Origin of the sequence: Actinocorallia aurantiaca (assembly GCF_039533685.1) — a bacterium.
GTDB lineage: Bacteria > Actinomycetota > Actinomycetes > Streptosporangiales > Streptosporangiaceae > Actinocorallia > Actinocorallia aurantiaca.
Window position 1 is genome coordinate 469,761 of record NZ_BAAATZ010000012.1, and the last position, 21,150, is coordinate 490,910.

15 protein-coding genes are annotated in these 21,150 nt (G+C 69.1%); 7 read left to right on the top strand and 8 right to left on the bottom strand.

All coding sequences use genetic code 11. The annotated features are described in order from the left end of the window. Window positions 1-160: 160 nt before the first annotated feature. The 4 genes from ABD327_RS17320 to ABD327_RS17335 all read right to left on the bottom strand — a co-directional run bounded on the left by ABD327_RS17320 (window position 161) and on the right by ABD327_RS17335 (window position 6,292). Complete coding sequence (locus tag ABD327_RS17320) at window positions 161-2,179, bottom strand: DUF8189 domain-containing protein (protein ID WP_344451438.1); 2,019 nt, start codon at window positions 2,177-2,179, stop codon at window positions 161-163. 77 nt (window positions 2,180-2,256) lie between these two features. Further along, complete coding sequence (locus ABD327_RS17325) at window positions 2,257-3,714, bottom strand: DUF8189 domain-containing protein (protein ID WP_344451439.1); 1,458 nt, start codon at window positions 3,712-3,714, stop codon at window positions 2,257-2,259. Window positions 3,715-3,734: 20 nt separating this feature from the next. Continuing rightward, window positions 3,735-5,237, bottom strand: a complete 1,503-nt coding sequence (locus tag ABD327_RS17330) for a DUF8189 domain-containing protein (RefSeq protein ID WP_344451440.1) — start codon at window positions 5,235-5,237, stop codon at window positions 3,735-3,737. Window positions 5,238-5,302: 65 nt separating this feature from the next. Further along, window positions 5,303-6,292 carry an alpha/beta hydrolase gene (locus ABD327_RS17335; protein ID WP_344451441.1) on the bottom strand — a complete coding sequence of 330 codons (990 nt, stop codon included), beginning with the start codon at window positions 6,290-6,292 and terminating at the stop codon, window positions 5,303-5,305. A gap of 259 nt (window positions 6,293-6,551) precedes the next feature. Between ABD327_RS17335 and ABD327_RS17340 the strand changes: the two genes are divergently transcribed. Together ABD327_RS17340 and ABD327_RS17345 are read left to right on the top strand one after the other, a co-directional pair. Continuing rightward, window positions 6,552-8,972 carry a penicillin acylase family protein gene (locus tag ABD327_RS17340; protein WP_344451442.1) on the top strand — a complete coding sequence of 807 codons (2,421 nt, stop codon included), beginning with the start codon at window positions 6,552-6,554 and terminating at the stop codon, window positions 8,970-8,972. Window positions 8,973-9,025: 53 nt separating this feature from the next. After that, window positions 9,026-10,099 (top strand): alpha/beta hydrolase, encoded by a 1,074-nt coding sequence (locus tag ABD327_RS17345; RefSeq protein ID WP_344451443.1) that lies wholly within the window; start codon window positions 9,026-9,028, stop codon window positions 10,097-10,099. Window positions 10,100-10,198: 99 nt separating this feature from the next. On the opposite strand, the gene ABD327_RS17350 is transcribed toward ABD327_RS17345, so the two are convergent. Next, the gene (locus ABD327_RS17350; RefSeq protein WP_344451444.1) at window positions 10,199-10,876 is read right to left on the bottom strand and encodes a pentapeptide repeat-containing protein; all 678 of its coding nucleotides are present in this window, start codon (window positions 10,874-10,876) and stop codon (window positions 10,199-10,201) included. Window positions 10,877-11,071: 195 nt separating this feature from the next. On the opposite strand from ABD327_RS17350, the gene ABD327_RS17355 reads away from it, so the two are divergent. Both ABD327_RS17355 and ABD327_RS17360 read left to right on the top strand, forming a co-directional pair. Continuing rightward, on the top strand, window positions 11,072-11,779 hold the full coding sequence (locus tag ABD327_RS17355; RefSeq protein WP_344451445.1) for a polysaccharide deacetylase family protein: 708 nt from the start codon (window positions 11,072-11,074) through the stop codon (window positions 11,777-11,779). Between the two features lie 136 nt (window positions 11,780-11,915). Then, window positions 11,916-12,428: a hypothetical protein gene (locus ABD327_RS17360; RefSeq protein WP_344451446.1), complete on the top strand. Its 513-nt coding sequence runs from the start codon at window positions 11,916-11,918 to the stop codon at window positions 12,426-12,428. Window positions 12,429-12,550: 122 nt separating this feature from the next. Here ABD327_RS17360 and ABD327_RS17365 read toward each other — a convergent pair whose 3' ends face one another. The 3 genes from ABD327_RS17365 to ABD327_RS17375 form a co-directional block, all read right to left on the bottom strand. After that, a complete protein-coding gene (locus ABD327_RS17365) occupies window positions 12,551-13,027 on the bottom strand; it encodes a hypothetical protein (RefSeq protein ID WP_344451447.1) in 477 nt (158 codons plus the stop codon). 9 nt (window positions 13,028-13,036) lie between these two features. After that, window positions 13,037-14,164 carry a DUF6745 domain-containing protein gene (locus ABD327_RS17370; protein WP_344451448.1) on the bottom strand — a complete coding sequence of 376 codons (1,128 nt, stop codon included), beginning with the start codon at window positions 14,162-14,164 and terminating at the stop codon, window positions 13,037-13,039. Window positions 14,165-14,423: 259 nt separating this feature from the next. Next, entirely contained in the window at window positions 14,424-14,729 is a 306-nt protein-coding gene (locus ABD327_RS17375; protein WP_344451449.1) for an antibiotic biosynthesis monooxygenase family protein, read from the bottom strand. A 417-nt stretch (window positions 14,730-15,146) separates the two neighbouring features. Here ABD327_RS17375 and ABD327_RS17380 point away from each other — a divergent pair, with 417 nt between their 5' ends. Genes ABD327_RS17380 through ABD327_RS17390 form a run of 3 tightly spaced genes read left to right on the top strand, consistent with a single transcriptional unit; the run spans window position 15,147 to window position 20,870 of the window. Further along, window positions 15,147-19,976 (top strand): HD domain-containing protein, encoded by a 4,830-nt coding sequence (locus ABD327_RS17380; RefSeq protein ID WP_344451450.1) that lies wholly within the window; start codon window positions 15,147-15,149, stop codon window positions 19,974-19,976. After that, a complete protein-coding gene (locus tag ABD327_RS17385) occupies window positions 19,966-20,274 on the top strand; it encodes a hypothetical protein (protein WP_344451451.1) in 309 nt (102 codons plus the stop codon). The genes ABD327_RS17380 and ABD327_RS17385 overlap by 11 nt, the downstream gene beginning before the upstream one ends. Beyond that, window positions 20,271-20,870: a hypothetical protein gene (locus ABD327_RS17390; RefSeq protein ID WP_344451452.1), complete on the top strand. Its 600-nt coding sequence runs from the start codon at window positions 20,271-20,273 to the stop codon at window positions 20,868-20,870. Before ABD327_RS17385 ends, ABD327_RS17390 begins: the two co-directional genes overlap by 4 nt. The last annotated feature ends 280 nt before the right edge of the window (window positions 20,871-21,150 follow it).

Genomic DNA, 21,150 nt, shown 5'->3' on the forward strand with positions numbered 1-21,150 from the left:
GTCGGAGACCGGGCGTGCGCACGTCGACCCGCCGGTCGCGCACGTCTCCGCGGCTCGGCGCAAGGTGGGGAAGATCACCGCGTAAGGCCGGGGAGGCATGGCTTCCGGCGGGTTCGCAGCCCCTGTTCGCCCGACCCGGGCGGCGGGATCCGGCCCCTGCTCAGAGGGCGGGACGACCCGACACGACCGGTGCGACCGAACGGTCGCCGAAGGTCGCCCACGATCCCCACCCGCCGCTCGGCCTGATCTGGACACGCCGGCGGATCCGGCCCTCGGCGGTGACGGCGAAGACGTGGATCCGCCCGGTCGAGTCGATCGCGGCCGCGGGTGTGGCGGCGAGGCGGATGCCGGATTCCCCGAACTCCGCGGCGGAGGCCCAGCCGCCGCCCGGGGCGACCTGCCAGCGGTGACCGAGCCACGCCCCGCCGGGCGCCAGGGAGAAGGCCTCCAGGCGGCCGTCGGCGTTGACGGCGAGAGCCGGGGCGGCGGCGCTCCAGCCGAACAGCGGCAGCCAGTCGTCCCAGGCTCCGCTGGGCGCGGACTGCCGCCGGTGGAACGTCCCCACGCCGGACGGGCCGATCGCGGCGACGGTCAGCCGGCCGCTGCCGTCCCGTGCCGCCCTCGGCGCCGCGCCCGCCGCGGTCCCGAACGGATGCCATTCGGCGGTCCAGGGGCCGCCCGGCGCCTCCTGCCAGCGGTGGCGGATCCCGGCGCCGCCGGGCGAGAGGACGAACGCCTCCAAACGGCCGTCGGCATTGGCCGCGAGGACAGGGGGCGCGCCCGCGGCTCCGAAGAATCCCGGCTCCCAGGGTTCCCAGGCGAGCGATCCCGGCGCCCCCTGGCGTCGGCGGGCGACGGAGGCACCGCCGGGGCTCGGCGCGAGGACCTCCAGCCGGCCGTTCGCGTCACGGGCGACGGCGGGGGCGGCACCGGCCGGCCCGCCGAACTCCTCCCAGCCGTGCCAGCCGCCGTCCGGCCGCTGCACTCGGTGGTGCAGGTTGGCGCCACCCGGGGCGAGTGAGAACACCTCCAGCGTGCCATTGGTGTTGCGGCCGAGCGTGGGGACCGCCCCGGCCGGGCCGCCGAAGACCTCCCACGCCGACCAGGTGTCGGTGTTCGGGTCGAACTGGACGCGGCGCAGCATCGACCGGTCCCCGGCGGCGAGCGCGAACACGGTGAGCCGGCCTGAGGCGTCGAGGCCGGCCACCGGGTTGTCGGGGCTCTGCCACGGCACCGGTGTGTCACGCCAGTGCAGGGGCGCCACGTACAGCCCGTGCCGGAACCAGCCCGCCGCGCTCACGTACCAGTCCGCACCGTCGGCGACCACCTCGACGGCGTGACCGGGTACGTGCCCGGCGTACCCGTCGAGGTCGAAGTGGAACGGGTCCCGGGACGCCAGCACGTCCGTGCCCTCGTAGCCGCCCCGCGGACCGATGAACAGGTAGTACCAGCCGTCCCGTTCGACGACGAACGGCGATTCGGTCACCGAGACGGTCGTGTCGGTGCTCGCGTCGGTGAACGCGGTCCCCGGCCCGCTCCAGTGCAGCAGGTCGTCGGAGCGGCGGTAGGCGACGATGTGGTGGCCGCCCGGTTCGGAGAGCTCGGTGTAGTACATGACCCACGTGCCGCCGACCCGCACCACCATCGGGTCGCGTGCGGCGATGCCCCGGAACAGGGGGCCGGACGGCTCACGGGTCCAGGTGAACAGGTCGGTGGAGGTCGCGAGGTTGATCGCGGCACCGGCCCGGCCGCCTGCGGCGTAGAACATCCAGTATCTGCCGCCCGCCTCGACGACGTGCGGCGCCCACAGGTGCTCCTCGCCGTAAGAGGGGTCGACGGTGAGGGCGTCGGCGTGCGCGGTCCACGGCCCGTACGGCGTCGGGGCGGAGGCGTGGGTGAAGGCGATCTCCGCCGCGCTGTCCGGTGCCTCGCCGCGCGGCGCGCTCATTCCGACGATGCCGAACAGGTGCCAGCGGTCCTGGGCTTTGACGAGCGTGTGGTCGTTGAGGTAGCGGGGCCCGGCGAAGGTGGACGGGTCGTGGACGTAGGTGAAGGGGCCCGAGCCCACCCACCGGTGGGGCGGGACGTCGAAGGCCTCGGCGCGACCGGCGCCCAGGAGCGGGAGCGCGCCCGCCGCGGCGGCGCCGCGCAACAGGTTCCGTCTGCTGATCGCGAGCATGAGCTCCTCCAGGCGGGCCGTGCGGCCGGCCGTCCCGTACGGGGCCGGCCGGCCGCGGATGATGACGGATCGACGGGTCAGTTGATCGGGGGGCCGGCGGTGTTGCCGAGCCAGGCCCAGTCGGACCAGGAAGAGAAGCCCGTCTGCCACTTGTGGTAGACACCGGCACTGCTGGTGCCCAGCACCTCGATACGGCCGTCGGCGTTCGTCGCGGCGGTGATCTCGGTGCCGCCGGTGCCGAAGGACGCCCACTGGCCGTACGGCGCGTTCACCCCCGTCTGCCACAGGTGCTGCGCCACGCTGCCGTTGATCGCGAACACCTCGACCCTGCCGTCGGGCGAACGCTCACTGCTGAGCTGTGAGTCGGCCGGGCCGCCCGTGGGCTCCCAGTCCGACCAGTTCGTCGGGCTGGTCTGGTACTTGTGGAACACACCGACAGGACCGGAGGCGAAGACCTCCAGGCGCCCGTCCCGGTTGTGGTCGACGGTCAGGTCATGTCCGCCGCCGCCGAAGTCCTCCCACGCCGACCAGCCGCCGCTGACCGCCGTCTGGAACAGATGTTGGAAGACATCGCCGTTGAGTGCGAACACTTCGAGACGGCCATCGGGAGCCTTCTCCATCTCCAGCCTGCTGTTCACTGGACCACCGCCCGCCGACTCCCACTCCGACCAACCGCTGTTCGGAGCGACCTGGTACTTGTGGAAGACCCCGACCGGACCCGAGGCGAAGACCTCCAAGCGGCCGTCGCCGTTCGCGCCGACGGCGATGTCCTTGCCGCCGCCGCCGAAGTTCTCCCAACCCGACCAACCGGCCGAAGGGGAGAGCTGGTAGCGGTGCTGGAAGACATTGCCGTTGATCGCGAACAGCTCCAGACGCCCGTCCTTGTTCGGACCGATCGCCAGCTCCGCGCCGGCCGGACCGCCCAGCGACTCCCACGCCGACCAGCCGCCGTTGACGCTCGTCTGCCAGGCGTGGTGCACTCCGTCGGAACCGGCGGCGAACACCTCGAGACGGCCGTCCGCCCCCCGCGCCGACACCACCCGTCCCGACTCCGCCGGATACACCAGCGGTCCGGGGCCGGGCTCGTGGTGGCCGAGCCGGTCCACCGCGGCCCGTGCCTCGCCCATGTGCTGCCGGTGCAGGCCCGCGTTGTAGGTGGACCAGGGCTGCCAGTTCGTGCCGCCGGAGGAGATCTCGAAGGCGGCGTTGGCGTTGCACTGGGCGTCGTAGGCGCAGGCGTCGCTGACCTCGGGGTGCCAGTAGTCGTTGATCTGCCACAGGCCGCGGTCCCGCGAGGGGGGCGTGTTGTTGTAGGTGTTGGTCGCCGAGGGGTTGCAGCTGGACTCCGCGAGCGCGACGGCGATGGCGGTCACGAGGCCGTCGCCGCGGAAGCCCGCGTTGTGGCCGGTCTCGGCGCACAGGTCGCTCCCGGCGGCGTAGGCCGGAGAGGCGCTGACGACGGCGCCCGCTGCGAGCAGCAACGAGACCAGCGCCGACAGCACGACGCGGTGGGGCGTCCTTCGAGGCCGCCGCACGGTTTTCACCTGATGTCTCCTCAATTGATCGGGGGGCCGGCGGTGTTGCTGAGCCAGGCCCAGTCGGACCAGGAAGAGAAGCCCGTCTGCCACTTGTGGTAGACACCGGCACTGCTGGTGCCGAACACCTCGATACGGCCGTCGGCGTTCGTCGCGGCGGTGATCTCGGTGCCGCCGGTGCCGAAGGACGCCCACTGGCCGTACGGCGCGTTCACCCCCGTCTGCCACAGGTGCTGGGCGACGCTGCCGTTGATCGCGAACACCTCGACCCTGCCGTCAGCGGAGCTTTCGCTGGTCAGCTGCGAGTTCGCCGGGCCACCCGTCGGCTCCCAGTCCGACCAGCTCGTCGGGTTCGTCTGGTACTTGTGGAACACACCGACGGGGCCGGAGGCGAAGACCTCCAGACGCCCGTCCCGGTTGTGGTCGACGGTCAGGTCATGGCCGCCGCCGCCGAAGGCCTCCCACTGCGACCAGCCGCCGTTCACCGCCGTCTGGAACAAGTGCTGGAAGACATCGCCGTTGAGTGCGAAGACTTCGAGACGGCCATCGGGAGCCTTCTCCATCTCCAGCCTGCTGTTCGCCGGACCACCGCCCGTCGACTCCCACTCCGACCAGCCGCTGTTCGGAGCGACCTGGTACTTGTGGAAGACCCCGACCGGGCCCGAGGCGAAGACCTCAAGACGCCCGTCCTTGTTCGCGCCGACGGCGATGTCCTTGCCGCCGCCGCCGAAGTTCTCCCAGCCCGACCAATTACCCGAGGTCGAGAGCTGGTAGCGGTGCTGGAAGACATTGCCGTTGATCGCGAACAGCTCCAGACGTCCGTCCTTGTTCGGACCGATCGCCAGCTCCGCGCCGGCCGGACCGCCCAGCGACTCCCACGCCGACCAGGCGCCGTTCACTTCGGACTGCCAGGCGTGGTGCACTCCGTCGGCACCGGCGGCGAACACCTCGAGACGGCCGTCGGCCGACCGCGCCGACACCACCCGTCCCGACTCCGCCGGATACACCAGCGGAGCGGGCTGCGGAGTGGTGCCCGGGATGCAGGGCAGGATCACGCCGCGCTCGGCGAGGAAGGGCACGGGGTCGACGCCGTACGAGGCGGACGAGTCACCCCAGATCCGCAGGTGGAGATGGGGGCCGGACGACTGCCCCTCGGATCCCACCAGGGCGATCTGCTGGCCGGCCGCCACGTGGTCGCCGGCAAGGACGTCCCGCCGGGACATGTGCCCGTACTCGGACATCGTCCCGTCAGGGTGCCGGATACGGATCCACTGGCCGTATCCGGGTTCGGTCCCTGAGATGGTCACCTCGCCGTCGCCGACGGCGTAGATCGGGGTTCCATAATTGGCGGCGATGTCGACGCCGTTGTGCCCGCTGTGAAAGTGCTGGCTTATGGGTCCGTCGGCCGGGCAGGCGGCCGGGAAGTAGGCGGTGGCCGGGGACGTGGCCACCAGCGCGGGCAGAAGGACCGCCGCCGCTGCGAGGACGCGGGTCAGGGTGCTCCGGAAAGGTCCGATCGGCACGAGACGCTCCTCTCCTTGGTCGTCTCGGGGTGGTGGGGGCGGGTGCGCGGCACCCGGTGCGCCGGTCATGCCTTGCGGAGGCGGGCGATGATGCCGTTGATGTCGTCCTGCATCAGCTGGGGGCGGATGACGTGGCCACCGCCCACCTCGAGCCCTTGGTGCGGGATGCCCGCGTTGCTGAGAAGGCCGCGGAACTCGCGCTGCCCGGCGAGCACGTGGGTCTCGTTGAGCGTGTCGAACCAGTTGATCGGGTCGGGATTGGTGCCCGCGACGAGGAACACCCGCTTGTTGCGGTAGCTCTCGATGCGCTGCACCGGATTGTCGGCGTTCACCCGGGCCTCGTCCCAGAAGGGCGCGCCGTAGACCGTGCCGCCGCCCAGGTCCAGGGCGGAGGTGAGGTTGGCCCAGTGGACGACCGCGCCGTTGTCGCGGCGCAGGCTGGCGGGGCCGGAGTGGGAGCTGACCGAGGCGAAGTGGCCGTAGTACTTGGCGGCGTACTTCAGCGCGCCGAAGCCGCCCATCGAGAACCCGGACACGGCCCGGCCGTCGTACTCGGCGTAGGTGCGGAAGTTCGCCTCGACCCAGGGCAGCAGCTGGCCGATGTGGAAGGTCTCCCAGTTGCGCGGACCGACGTTCGAGCTGACGGGGTTGGAGTACCAGCCCATGTGGCCGCCGTCGGGCATGACCACGATGATGCGCTTGCCGGCGGTCCATTGGCGGATGCCCGCGCGGTCGAAGGTGATGAAGTCCTGGTCGGTGCCGCCGCCGTGGAAGAGGTACAGGACCGGGTAGGTGCGACCGCTCCAGTGGTAGTCGTCCGGCAGGAGCACGTTGACGCCGGGGTTCCAGCCGATCGCACTGGTCTGGAACCGGTAGTAGCGCATCCGGGGGTCGGCCTCGTTGCGGTCCACGATCCGCAGGCCGAATCCGTCGCCGACCGCGGCGGCGGGGGTGGCACTGGCCAGAACGCCTCCGGCGCCCAAGGCCATCGCGGCGGAGAGCCCGCCGGCGGTCTTCAGGATGTTCCTGCGGGTGGGGTTCTGTGCGCTCAACATGACCTCCTGGGTCGGGAGCTGACGAAGTGTCCGGTGGAACGCCGTCGACAACGTAGGGGCGAAGGCCGCGGGCAGGACATCCGGAACGCTCCGGAGTGACATCCGCGTATCCCTGCGGTTCCCTGAACCCAGCGACCCGGGGACTGCGGCGGTAGCGCGACGTCGTCGGCCGCCGTTCTGCGCGGCCGCATTCGGAGCAGGCCTGTACCGCAGAGAGGATGGCTCGAAGGTGCGGAGGAGACACAGAGCGAGGCCGCCGATGGCGGTCGTCGTCACCGCGGCCGTGGTGATGGGCATGACGGCGGCGATCGGGTCGGCGGCCGCCGATGAGGGGCCGGACAAGCCGACGATCCGCTACACCGAGTACGGCATCCCGCACATCATCGCCAAGGACCGGGAAGGCCTGGGAGAGGGCTACGGGTACGCCGCGGCCAAGGACAACATCTGCGCCTTGGCGGACACCTATCTGATGGTGAACGCCCAGAGATCCCGCTATCTGGGGCCCACCGGGAAGGCGAGTCCCGGCCAGAGCCAGAACAGCACCACCAATCTCAACAGCGACCTGTACTTCCAGCGGATCAACGACGACCGCGTGGTGGAGAAGCAGCTCGACAAGCCCGCTCCCGACGGCCCCGTGCCGGAGGCCAAGGAGACCATTCGCGGCTTCGTGCAGGGGTACAACAGGTACCTGGCCGAGACGGGCGTGGCCAACCTCTCCGACCCGGCCTGCCGCGGGGCGGCCTGGGTGCGGCCGATCACGGAGCTGGACGTCTACCGGCACGCGCACGCCGAGATCATCATGGGCGCCGCCGACCCACTGCTGGACGGTCAGGTGAACGCCAAGCCCCCGGGAGCGTCGTCGACCTCCTCGACCGCGAGCGGCGCGGACCCGAAGAAGACCGCGAAGAAGATCGGCGACGCGATCGCGGCGAGCCGCCGGCAGGGCATGGGCAGCAACGCGCTGGCGGTCGGCTCGCAGGGCGTGTCCGGCGGCACCGGCATGCTGCTGGCCAACCCGCACTTCCCGTGGCAGGGCAAGAACCGCATGTGGCAGAGCCATCTGACGATTCCGGGCGAGCTCAATGTCTCCGGGGCCAGCCTGCTCGGGCTCCCCGCGGTGAACATCGGGCACAACGACAACGTCGCCTGGAGCCACACGGTGGCCACCGTCGCCCCGTTCGGGCTGTTCGACGTGCAGGTGGATCCGTTGAACCCGACCTCCTACCTGGTCGACGGCGCCTGGCAGAAGATGACCTCGCAGCAGGTCACGGTCGACGTGCTGAACGCCGACGGCTCCCTCGGCAAGGTCTCCAGAACGCTGTGGTCCACCCGTTACGGCCCGGTCACCAACTCGATCCAGGGCTACCCGCTGCCCTGGGTGGTCAGCGCGCACGCGGTGCGCGATCCGAACATGGGCAACCTGCGGGCGTTGAACACCTGGTTCGGCCTCAACCAGGCCACGAACATCACCGACGTGGTGGACACCCTGGAGACCACCCAGGGCGTCCCCTTCTTCAACACCATCGCCACCGACCGCCAGGGCAGGGCGCTCTACGCGGACATCCAGGCCGTCCCGAACATCACCGACGCGCACGCGGCGTCGTGCCTCACTGAGACGGGCAAACTGCTGTTCAACAAGGAGGTGCGGCTGCCGATCGTGCCGCCGATCTCCATCCTCGACGGCAAGCGCAGTACGTGCGACTGGCCGAACGACCCGAACGCGGCCGCTCCGGGGCTGCTGGACCCGGCCGCGCAGCCCCGGCTGATCCGATCCGACTTCGCGGGCAACGCCAACGACAGCCCCTGGCTGGCCAACCCCGCGCAACCGCTGTCCTACCCGCGGGTGATGGGCGACACGGCGGCGCCCCGGTCGCTGCGCACCCAGGAGCTGATCCTGACCGCGCAGAAGCGCATCAGCGGAACGGACGGCCTTCCGGGCAAGGGCTTCACCCCGGAGACCATGGGCCGGCTCCTGTTCTCCGGCAACAGCAGGGCCGCCGACCTGGCCCTCGACGCCACCGTGACGATGTGCCAGAGCCAGCCCTTCGGGCGCATCCTGGTGGACGGCACCCTGGTCGACGTGAGCGAGGCGTGCCCGATCCTGGCCGCCTGGAAGGACCACGACTACTCGCTGACCAGCCGGGGCTCCGTGCTGTTCGCGAACTACTGGGCCGGCCTGCTCGGCGGACAGGGCGTCGAGAAAGCGCCGTGGCGGGTTCCCTTCGACAAGAACGACCCCGTGCACACGCCCAATTCGCTGGACTCCGGCAGCTCCGCCGTCCGCGACGCCTTCGGCCGCGCGGTCATCGCGATGCGCAAGGCGGGCATACCGCTGAACGCGCCGCTGTCGGACGTCCAGACGGTCACCCGCAACGGTGAGCGGATCCCGATCCACGGCTCACTCGGGGAACTGGGCGTGCTGAACGTGATCAACGGTGGGCAGGTCGACGGCAAGCTCGACGTCGTCTTCGGCTCCAGCTTCATCCAGCAGACGCGGTTCACCGCGGACGGCCCGCCGGAGTCGTACTCGGTACTGGCCTACTCGCAGTCGACGGACTCCAGCTCACCGCACTACGCCGATCAGACCAAGCTGTTCTCGGCGGGCCAGTGGGTGACCGAGCGCTACACCGAGGAGCAGATCGCGGCCTCGCCGGTCCTGGAGACCAAGGTCCTGGACTGAGAGCGGCGTGTCCATTCGCGCCGAACGACAAGACACCCACGAGGAAGAACGCTGTGAAAATCAGAGGGAACCGGTGGCGCACGCTGGCGGCCGGGGCGGTCGCCGCGGTGGCGATGGCCACGACGGCGAGCACGGCGCAGGCCGATGACACCGCGCCGCCATCGCTGCCGAACGGCTTCGGCCTGACCCAGGTCGGCACCGCGACGGGAAGCGCCACGAACTTCTATCTCACCGTGACCACCCCGGAGGTCAAGGGCGAGCAGCACATCAAGATCATCCTGCCCAGTGGCTACCACGACCAGCCGGACCGGCGGTATCCGGTGCTCTACTTCCTGCACGGCGCACCCGACGACCCGATCCACCAGAACTACCCGGCGCTGTCCATGTCGGACGAGATGATCACCGTCATCCCGGACGGCGGAGCCAAGGGCTGGTACGCCAACTGGCTCGACCAGAACACCGCTCTCGGTGCCCAGAACTGGGAGAACTTCCACCTCGAGCAGGTGATCCCGTTCATCGACGCGAACCTGCGGACCATCGCCGCCAAGAAGAGCCGGGCCGTCGCCGGCGTCTCCATGGGCGGGTTCGGGGCCCTGCACTACGCCCAGGTCCGCCCCGACCTGTTCGGCCAGACCGCGTCCCTGTCGGGAGACATCGACCTGTCGGTCAAGTCCATGGACCTGCGGCTGGCCGTCGTGGCCTCCGTCACCGACGCGACGGGCGCGATGTGCGCCTCGTCGTCCGGCTCCTGCGACCCCGACCAGTCCCCCTTCGCGCCGGGTGTGGACAGCGACGCGCTGTTCGGCTCGCCCTACCCGGTCTTCAACAGGGACCGGCGCTGGAACGAGGTCGACCCGTCCCAGCACATGGAGCGGCTCGCCGGCATGGGGATCTCCATCTACACCGGCGACGGCGGAGGCTCGCCCCTCAACCTGGAGTTCTGGGTCGCCGGCGCGGCCAAGAACGTCAAGGCCCGCCTGGACGCCCTGAACATGCCCTACTACTACGTCAACTACGGCGACGGTTCGGGCTGGGGCACCCTGTGCGATGGCGGCCACACCGCGGGCTGCTGGGAGGAGGACCTCCGTGACCTGATTCCGCGGCTGGAGCAGGCCTTCGCCTCCTGACGGCCGTACGGGAAACCGGTCGGGGGCCGCTCCGGACACTCTGGAGCGGCCCCCTTTCGGCAGAGCCGTCAGGGCTTCCCGGCGGGCCTGCGGCCGGGCTCAGTCCTCGACCTTGATTCCCAGCGCCGACGCCAGGGTGTGCAGCAGACTCTGCGCGTCGGCGCTGCTCACGACCGAACCGCGCAGGCTCTCCACGCCCGAGACACCCCACAGGTCGCAGCGGGAGAACCGGGTGCCGGCCATCTTCGCGCCGCTGAACTGAGCGCCTTCCAGCCTGCAGTCCTCGAAGCGGGCGCCCGTCAGGTCGGCGCCCTGGAAGTTCGCCTCCACCAGGTTGCAGCCCCGGAACACCACGTTCCTGAAACGCGAGAACCGGAACGACGCCAGATCCGACCGGCAGCCGTCGAACAGCACCTCGCGGAATCCCGAGTCCGTCCACACCGAGCCCGTCAGCCTGCACTGCAGCACCGCCGCGTTGACGAGCGCCGAGTCCGCCAGCCGCGAGCCCGCCAGGTCGGCGTTCTTGAACTCCACGTCGGAGAACTGGCCACGACGCAACGACAGGCCCGACAGCCTGGTCCCGTCGAACCTGCAGCGCTCGAACTCCACGGCCTCCGCGACCTGCCCCGACAGGTCGTCCTGCCCGAACTCCAGGGACAGGAACACCCCGTCGTCCGCGAGACCGTCCGCCGGACGCGCGGAAGCGAGCTCCGCCGGGAACTTCGGGGCGACGGGATCACGCGGAGGGCGGGGAGTTCGGGTCCGGGGCGCTGGCATGCGCCGACCTTATCCTCCCCGTCTTCCCCACCGGCCCGGGAGCTTCAGGGCAGGCCGGAGCACGGTCCCGGCGGGAATCTCGGAAAAATCGGAAAATCAGAAAAAAGGAAACCGATATACCAGGCATGTTGGTTATTGATCGTTTCTTATCTAGGCTTTCTCATATCAGCACGTTCGAGGAGTCGCGCGATGTGGATGAGACCCGTGGGAGCGGCCGTCCTGGGGGTCGCGACGTGGCTCTCGCTCTGCGCCCCGGCCGAGGCGGTGGCCGCCGACCGGCAGCATGCCCGGGTGAACTGTGCCAAAGCGAAATGCGTGGCCCTGACCTTCGACGACGGGCCCGTCCCCGGCACCGCCCGCCTGCTGAGACTGCTCAAGCGGAACGGCGCCCGGGCGACGTTCTTCGTCGTCGGCACCCAGGCCCGCGCCCATCCCGGCCTGGTCGCCCGCGCCCACGCCGACGGCCACGAGGTCGGCGACCACACCGAGCACCACCAGCGGCTGACCGGACTGCCGGCCGGCCGGATCCGCCAGGAGCTCAGCGGCACCCGCCGGACCATCACCAAGCTGACCGGCACGCGCCCCGCCCTCTTCCGCCCGCCGTACGGCGCGACCGACCAGCGGGTCGCCGCCCAGGCCCGCCGCCTCGGCCTCGCCCAGATCCTCTGGGACGTGGACACCCTCGACTGGCGCGACCGCAGCTCCTCGACCGTCGCCCGCCGCGCCGTCGGCGGCCTGCACCGCGGCGCGATCATCCTCATGCACGACAGCCGCCCCACGACCGTCGACGCCGTCCCCCGCATCCTGCGCGCCGCGAAGGCCAAGGGCTACACCCTCGTCACCGTCTCCGAGCTCCTCGGCCGCACCACCCCCGGCAAGGCCTACCGGCACGGACGCCGCTGAGGCCTGCCGGCGGGCCGCCCGGCCCCTCCCCAAGGGACGGGAGCCGACGCGCTCCGCATCGAGTCCGGCGACCGAGCATCCGGGGTCCGCCTGGGCGGCTCCCCTTTGAAGGCGCTCTGGTCACTAGGGTGACCCGATGGCATTCGACATCACCGGCTACCGCCCTCCGCGGATTTGCGGGGTCGGCGCGATCGTCGAGACGCACGCCGACCGGTTGCGTTCCCTGGTCGGCCGTCGGCTGAGCTCGGTATGGGTCCTCTGGGACCTGGAAGACGACTCATGGTTCGCCGACTGCCCCGTGCTGTTCGCCTTCGAGGGGACGCAGGTCGAGATCAGCCACAGCAAGTTCAGCGACGTGTCCATCACGTGGAACGAGATCGACCCCTTGGCGCCCGTCATCTGGTCCGGTTCGGAAATGGGGTTCCACCTGCGGTGGCGCAAGGACGAGAGCGAGGGCATGGCTGCTCTGCACGGCCGCGCCTTGGTAGCCGTCGAGTTGCTCGAGTGGTCGGGCAGGGACATGGCCCAGGGCATGGTCGCCTTCAGCTTCGTCTTCGACGACGGACGCATCACCGTCTACAACGCGCTGGACGAGAACGGCCTGGAACTCACCCCGCCCGAACCGGAGTACCGAATCCACCGTATGTGAACCTCGGCCTGCCGCAGGAAGTCGCTACCGTACGGAAATCAGAAGGCCACTCCCGAGTGGTCGGAAGTGGCCCTGATCTACATCGACGTCAGGTCCCGGGAGGTCGTTTCCCGGGTGCCGGGTCAGTCCTCGATGAATCGGTTCCGGTTCCGGGCGTCCGCGGTGGCGGATCCGGGACGGCGGGCGGCGGCCACCTGTTCCCGCTGCCGCCGGACGACGTAGGTGCCGGGCACGAACCCCGTCGCGCCGTGCTCCGGGTGGAGAAGGTAGACCGGCTCGGACGCCTCGAACAGTCCGAGCGCGAGGCCGAGCCGGTCGTTGATCGAGGTCGTCCAGCGGCAGGTGAGCGGATCCGCCACGAGCGTGTGCGGGTTGCCTCCTGCGGCACCTCGCAGGAGTTCTACTCCCCCGGCCGGTACACCGGTCCACCGGACGTCGGCCCGGATCGAGACCACGTCGGCCACCACGGGCAGCGGAATCACGAGCAGGTCGCCCTGGGCCTGGATTCCGTCCAGTACGGGGATCGTGACCTCCTGCTCGAGGTGGTCGAGCACGGAAAGGCCGGTCTGGCGGGAGAGGGATGCGAGAGTCACTGTCATGGGATCACCTCAGGTTCGTCGGACGAGCTGGGAGTACTGCGCGGCGGACAGCCCGTAGGTCCAGCCGGCGGCGGCGAGCGGGTCGTCGATGGAGGTGGGCACGGTCAGGCCGTACATGCGGCGGCGGCCGTCCCGTTCCAGGGAGCCGTTGACGGCCAGCAGCACCCGGCTGAAACCGTTGTGTATGTCGTAGAGCCGCAGCTCGGAGCCCTGGTTTCCGGGGTCGAGCGCGCTGCCGACGAGCTTGAGGCCCGCCTGCTCGATGTAGACGTCCCAGCCGAGGCGTTCGATCGCGCAGCGCCGGACCTCGACGTTGCTCTCGGCGGCGATCCGTTCCACGGACGGATCGGTCATCACCCAGCGCGGCACCCGCGTGCCGTGCCACGAGTACACCGACCAGGCGTCTGCGAACCGCACCGCTGGACCGTCCGCCGCGTGCAGCCGGATCTGGCCCGATTCCCCGGCCGGTTCCGTGTTCACCTCGACCGGCCGCTCCGAGACCGTGCAGAGTCCTTCGACCGGCCACCACCAGCCGCACGAACGCGCCAGGACGGCCCAGATCTCCAGCTCCCGAACATCATCATGCGCATACGTGGCACCGCCGACGCGCCGCCAGATTTCGTAGTGCGCCAGCCAGTGGGCATCGTGCTGCCCGTACCAGGCCAGACCCCGTGATTCCCCGGTCACCACCTTGTGCGCCAGCCGGATGGGACCGAGCACCGCGTCCAGGACACTCTGGTGCACCGAGTCGCTCGCTTCCCGGCTGAGCTCCTCTTCCGGCAGAGTCCGCAGTTTCGTCGTCCAGGGAGGCCACCCCGCGGGAATCCGCCGCCGGTCCACGCACATGTCGAGCCGGTCTCGCAAACGCGCGTACCTGTCCGCGAGCAGCGACGACAACGGCCAGTCCGCAGCCCTTCCGGAGAACAAGTCCGCGCGCAACCGCGGCATCGGCGGAATGTGAGGGACGGCCTCGGCAGGCGACCGGACCCAGGCGAAAGCCGGGGCCTTGCGGCCGACCAGACGGTAGAGCTCGGAAATGCCGGCCTCAGCGGCCGAACGGTCGGCGGGCGACGTCGACAACGCGTGGCCCAGCCATTCTTCGCGGATCGCGGCGGCTTCCAGCCGCGCCGCCGTCATCGGGTGAGGGCTGTCGCGCCCTTTCTCTCGATCATGGACGAAATGATGGCATCCCGAACGCACTCCCGCAAGCACGCACCCTGCCGGTGACGCCGTCGCATGCGCTTCCCGACCCGCCCCAGTACACAGGAGCGAGTAACGCCATGAAGTCGACACAGGCGGGAAGCTTCTCCTCACCCAGGGCATCGCCTGGTGGGCGGCAGCGCCCAAACCCGCCAGGACGGCGGGAGCCGTACCTCGACCCGGAATCGGGCATGGTTCAGGCCGAGAAGTCCTCCAGGACGTCGAACAGTTCGATCGCCGAGGGGGCCTGCATGCCGGGCGCCTCGACGTCGGAGTGAGCGGCCTTGAAGGAGTCGGACTTCATCCAGGCGCGGAAGTCCTCGGCCGAGTCGAACTCCATGGTCGACACGTACGGGTCGCCGGGCCTGGTCGGGCGCATCAGCAGGCTCCTCTGCAGACCGGGCACCCCGGCGAGCGTCGCGCGCATGCTGGCGCTGAAGGCCTCCTCGAAAGAGGCGGCCTGTTCCGGAGTGACTTCGATGCGGTTGTGAACGACGTACATGATGATCCTCCGGGACGCGGGACAGCCGACCCCGCCATCTTACCGACACCATGTCGGCAAGATGACCCGGCCCGGCGACGGCCACCCCCGTACCGGATGGCCGTACAGACACCAAAAGACCTTGTCCGAATGACGAACAGGGCCTTCGAACCGAGCGCACCCGAAGGGATTCGAACCCCTGACCTTCTGATCCGTAGCCGGCTCGAACCCGCCCGCACACATCCACATCTTTTCTCCGACCTGCGCCGGCACCACCCTCGACCACCTCGCACATGCCGGTTCGCCAGCCCATAACCGCACACCCAAAAAAGGGAACCGGCCTGGACCAGAAATGGCCCGAAGACCGATTTCCGCCTTTCCCCATAATTTGTTGAATAGAATGCCCGTCCGGCGCTCTCTCGGTGAGGACGGAGTCACTTGGGCGGACACTACGCGCTTCTCATCGGCGTTCCCGATACGCCCACCGACCTCTTCAAGCCCCTCGGCGCGACCGTCCGCGCGGACCTCGATGCGATGCACGACGCGCTCACCGAATCCGGCTACGACATCGCGTACTGTTCCCCTGACCACGACCGGCGAGAGCAGCCGACCCGCGGCGCGATCCAGCGCGCGATCAACCACGCGTGCCGCGAGGCGCCCGAGGGAAGCGTCCTCCTGCTCTATTTCAGTGGCCACGGCATCGCCGTCGACGGCGAAAGCTACCTCGTTCCGAGCGACGTCTACCCCGACCTCGACGACGACCAGAGACCCGACCGGGGAAGCCTGATCCCCCTCGTCCCCCGGGCCGTGGAGAAATGCCGCGCCTCGCTCATCGTCATGATCGTCGATGCCTGCCGCGACGGCGGAACGGGCCTCGGCGGCGGTGCCCTTCGCTTCCCCCCGACCGGCGCGTTCGCGCTCGTCACCAGCTGTGCCGACGGCGAGACCAGCGGCTTCAACGACACCGGCAGTTACTTCACTCAGCATCTCAGCGAGGCCCTGGCCCGGCGTGACCCCGCCCGGACCCTTCGCGAGGTCTTCGACACCGCGGTCGCGGGTCTCTCCCGCCACCTGGTCACCACCGACGCCGACCCGCAGAGTCCCCAGATCCGGTGGGCGGCGGACGGAACCGAGAGCACCGTCGCGATCTGCGAAGGAGACGAGGTCAGGACGGCGTGGCGGCGTGCCGTCGAGAACTCGCCGCTGTGGAACCGCGCCCGCTGTGACGCGGCCGCCGTCGCGCCCGTCCGGGCCGCCGTGGTCGACGTCATCGAGAAGGCGGCGGAGGACTGGCAGGACGCGAAGGCGTTCCTGAGCGCGCGGACGGGCTTGGACGACCGCTGGTCCAGCCATCGGTACCCGATTCGGGTCCTCGCCGCGCTCGCCCAGATCTTCCCGGCGGACGCCCGCCTGTCCCCGCAGGAACTCGGCATGGCCATCGCCGTGCCCTTCCTCCGCGAGTCGATCATGTCAGCGGGGTTGCGCGACGCCGCGGTCATCGAACCGACGGACTTCACCCGGAGGTTCGCCGGCGGGCACCGGGACGACCTCGAACTCACCTATTCGATGTTCGAGCGCGTGTGCCGCCGCGCCGACGGGCTCGCCAACCGCGGCCGCACCAAGGCCCGCGACGACCTCGCGCTGTGGCTCGTCCACCGGTGGCTCATCGCGCGGCCCCGACTCTGGGAGGGGCCCGACGCCGTCGAAGCCGGGCGGCGGCTGTCCTCCGCGCTTTCCTCCGCGGGCGCCCAGCGGCCGTTCACCAGCGGGGAACTCGCGTCGGTCGCGCAGGCGCTGATGCACGCGGTCGGCTCCAACGCCGACGACCCCCGGCTCCTGGAACGCATTGCCCGGCCCGGTTTCACGCCTCAGGCCCGGTCTCTGGCCGCGCTGCTCGCCGTCGCCGGGAACATGGCCGTGGACGGCCGCCGGATGCCGACGGTCATCGCCGACCATATCGGGATCACCGACGAACTCCCGCTGTCGACCCTTCACCGCGCCATCGAGCATCTTTCTTGGACGAAAGAGGGCGATGTCCTCGCACTCGACGCGGTCTGCAACCATCCCGCAGTCCACCGGGCCTTCGAAACAGTCGTCGCGACCACCGAGGACGCCCGGAAATCGTTCGCGGTAGAGGCCCGTGCATCCTTCGCGGCCGTTCCCGGCAGCGACCCCGGTCTTCTCTCGGCCCTGCCCGCCGGATTCACAGATGGCAGGCTGCGCCCCGAGCACCGCAACGACGAGAAGATCTACGAGCTGCCGCTACTGGCGTTCCGCCTGTCCGACGAGAAGATCCGCGAACTCCTCATGGGCCGCCAGCTCTACGGCGACCCGTCACTCGCCATCCGCGAGCTCTACCAGAACGCGCTGGACGCCTGCCGCTACCGGCAGATGCGCCGCCGGTACCTGACCGCCCTCGGCAAGCCCCTCGCGGACTGGAAAGGGTCGATCTCTTTCACGCAGGGCGAGGAGAACGGCCGCGCCTACATCGAATGCTCCGACAACGGCATCGGCATGACCGCCGGCGCCCTCAAGAACACCTTTGCGAACGCCGGCGAACGGTTCGTCCACCGCCAGGACTTTCGGTATGAACAGGCTCTCTGGCAAGAGCTGGACTCGTCGCTACGGCTCATTCCCAACAGCCAGTTCGGCATCGGCGTCTTCAGCTACTTCATGATCGCTGACGAAATCGAGATCACCACGCGGGCCGTCCGCGACGACGACCAGCCCGGGGTCGACACATCCCACATCCGCATCGCCAGCAGCGGCAGTCTCTTCCAGATCACGAGGGCCGGCGGCGTCCCCAGCGGTGGAACCACCATCCGCCTCTATCTCACCGGCGAGACCGATGTGTCCGCCCTCCGCACCCTCCGCCACCTCCTGTGGCTGTCGGAATTCCACGTCCAGGTCGACCACCACGACACCGGCACCGAGACCTGGCTGCCCGAGGACCTCCACCCGCCGGGCGGAACCGGCACCGAGACTCTCCGCCATGGAGCCGACTTCTGGTGGGTCCCCGGCGAAGGAGGCCTCATCGCCGACGGCATCCGCACCGACCAGGAGATCGACGGCCTCGTCATCAACCTCCGCGGCGAACACCGTCCCCGTTTCACGGTCGACCGCAACTCCCTCCAGGACTGGGACAAGTCCTGGGTCGAAGCCCAGATTCAGGCCGCGCTCCCGTTCCTGCTCGACTGGCCCGAGCTGACCTTGACATGGTTGTGGAAGGTCACCGATTCAGCCCCCCATGTAGCCCAGTCCATCTACCGGTTCCTCGTCGCCGAACAGCACCCGATACCGCTCGGCGGAAACCGGGGAGACGCTCGCGCGCCGCTGACCGAACTCGGCTGCCTGCCGTTCGATCACACCATCGTCGGTATCCAGAGCTGGGGATGGGGCAGTGCGGATCGCCTGTGGCTGCGGGCATGGCGGCAGGGCGTCTGGGCGCAGGCAGCGAACGTCGGCGCCGAACGGCGCCTACCTGTTCCGCAGAATCTGGCGGGGTTTCCCGCAGCCGGGCCGGAGGACTCAGCGGCTCTGACCAAGGTCTTCACCGCTGGTACTCGGCTCGAGGGTCAGCCGAACTTTCGGCCGGACGCTGCCCTGCTCCTCGAATTGTTCGAGAAACAACCCGATGAGCCGCCTTCCGCGCTACGGAGGCTGCGCCGATACGCGATCACCGGCCTGGACGTCTCGTGCCTGCGCGGAGTACCCCTCCCGGAGCAGCCCTTCGACGAGGACGAGCGATTCCTCTACAGCGCCTTGGCGGCATGGTCCGTTTCTCCGTCGGGATGGCCGGACGGTCAAGGACTCGCCCTCGCTTCACGGCGATTGAACGTGCCGGTCGCCGAGACGATCCGGCGAATAGAGCAACTGATCCCCGGGGCACCGCCGATACCACTGGACATGGCCATGCTTCCCCTGGAAACCGTCACAGCCGCTGATCTGCGTCTGCTCAACCGGTTCTGGGAAAGCGAGAGCCGCGTCATCGGCCCACGCATCGCCGCTGAAGCGAGTACTGATCTCGGCCTCCCCCTTTCCACCGTTCTGACGATGTTCCGACGCCTGTCGGGATTCGGCTTCGAAGTCCCTGATACACACGTTTATCCAGAATCTCCGACCCAGACAGAAATCGAGGCGCTACGCTACATTCCCGACTTCGGGTCTAAGCTGATCGAGTTCGAATTCATTGCATTCGCGGCCAAGCTTGGCCGCTCGGCGCACAGTGTAGCCAAAGAGTTGGAAAGACTTCAGGATCTGGGCTTCCTCACCCTGCCCGAACTCAGCGACACCATGGATGAGCCATTCTCCGAGGCCGAGCAGAACATTCTCTCGACGCGTTTTCAGGGCTACGCGGGCCACATCAAATATCGCCCTGGAAGCTGGAACCTCGTCGATCAACTTATCAGTTCGGTCGGCACGCCCGAGCGCCGCAGCTATATGAAAGACAGAGATGATCACCAGCGGCTACTGCGTATTTGCGCGCTCAAGCGCCCCGTTTCCGCAGCAGAACTATTCGATATCAGCCTGACCTTGAGGCTGAATTTCGCCGATGCAGTCAAACACTACCAGGAACTATTTCCCGAGACCGCCGACCTGACGGATATTCCTGTCGCCGCCCGGACATCGACCGTACGCTGTGACAGCGATGCCGAGTCACTCGCTCTCTTGGGTCCCTGGCTCACCCAACTCAACAATTGCGAGAGGCTTACATGGCGACTCACCCCCTGGGATATCGTGAGCAATTCTCAGCTCGCGCGACTGCCGGTCGGCGAGTTCCTCGACGACCTGGCCCGCTTCCGCGTCCTCGGCGCCCCCGTTCCCGAACCCACCGAAGCCGAGCGGAAGACACTGACCTCGTACGTTCCCGACGCATACGACATCACCATGCTGACGACCGTTGTGAATTATTACGATTCCATCCCCGTCACCCGGGTCGACCCGTTCCTTCTCTTGAAGACAGCGGGTCGGTTCGGGTGGACGGTGAAGTATGCGGATGAGAGATTCGCGCGGTTCGCGCCCTTGGGATTGGCGTTGGAGTATCCGCGGGACGCGTGTCCGGACGAGATCGTGTACTGGCAGGACCTCCTGGCCGTCACGGAGTGGCTGGACGGGCAGGCGCCGGTGGTGAGCGGGGTCGTGGGACGGGAGCACGTGCGGAAGGCGGCGGAGGATCTGGAGGAACCGGAGGAGAAAGTGGTCGAACGGCTGTCGAAGTACGCGGGGTTGTTCGGCTATCGCGTCGAGGAGGCCGCGAATGGCGGTTGAGAACCATCGGGCGGTGGAGTACGAGCGCCGGGACCACGGGCTGATGACGGCGTTCGTCGTCGACGCCTTGAGCGACGGCCACGGGTACAGCGTGACGGGTGAGTGCCCGGGATGCGGTGCGCACATCCGTCAGGAGATGACGTACGGGTTGATGGGGACGAAAGGGCCGAGGCGGCGGCGGGAGCCGCGGCCGGGGCCGCGGACGATGATCTGCGACTGCATGAGGACTCATCTCGAGAGGCCGCCGGAGTTCTTCGACCAGGGGTGCGGGGCGCAGTGGCAGGTCGCGCTGCCGTGAGCGCCGACATGTACCACTGGGCGCGGAAACTGCACGAGCTTCGATTCGGGCAGCTGGAGGTGGCGCGGCGACAGGCGGAGAGCTGGCGGACGGGCCTGGCCGGGCTGGCGACACTCCTCGGGGTCGTCCTCGTCGTCAAGGGGCGGGACGGGTTCAGCGGGGTTGCGGGCGGGTGGCGGTGGGCCGCCGTCGTGCTCCTCGCTCTCGCGCTGGTGCTGCTGGTGGCGGCGGCGCTGCTCGCGTTGTCGGCCGCACACGGCACGCCGGCCGACGACGAGATCCTCGGCACGCCGGAGGACCTGCGGGACTGGACGCGTGCCGAGGTCGGGCGGATCGGCCGGTTCCTGCGGCTCGCCCTGAACCTCACTCTCGCCGGGGTGGCGGCCGTGGTCGCTGCCGTCGGCGTGACGTGGCTGGCTCCGGCCCAGGAGCCATCCGGGACGCTCGTGCAGGTGGACGTCAAAGACATCCGGCACTGCGGGCGTCTCATATCGGCCGCAGACAGGGAAATCGTCGTCGCCGTGGGGAAAACGTGGCGCGTCGTTAGGCTGGAGGACGTCACCGGGCTGGAGACCGTCGAGAAGTGCCCTGCCTGATGTGACTCAGCCCGGTACCGAGCTGGTGCGATTCCAACCGGGGTTCCTGACGTTCCCAGAGCAGCCGCTGACAGGCGCCCCAAGAGCGCGTTGAAACGACCTCGCCGTCAATCTCACCGACACCATCATCGGACTCTGGCAGGCCTCGACCAGCTCTCGTTGAAACCCTTGCACCGCCGTCGACCGAGCATGCGCTTCCACGACTTCTACTCACCCTGGCTCATAGCCCGCCCATCGCCCGAGTCGGCATGGGTTTCCATTTCGGATCGCTTCGGGACCA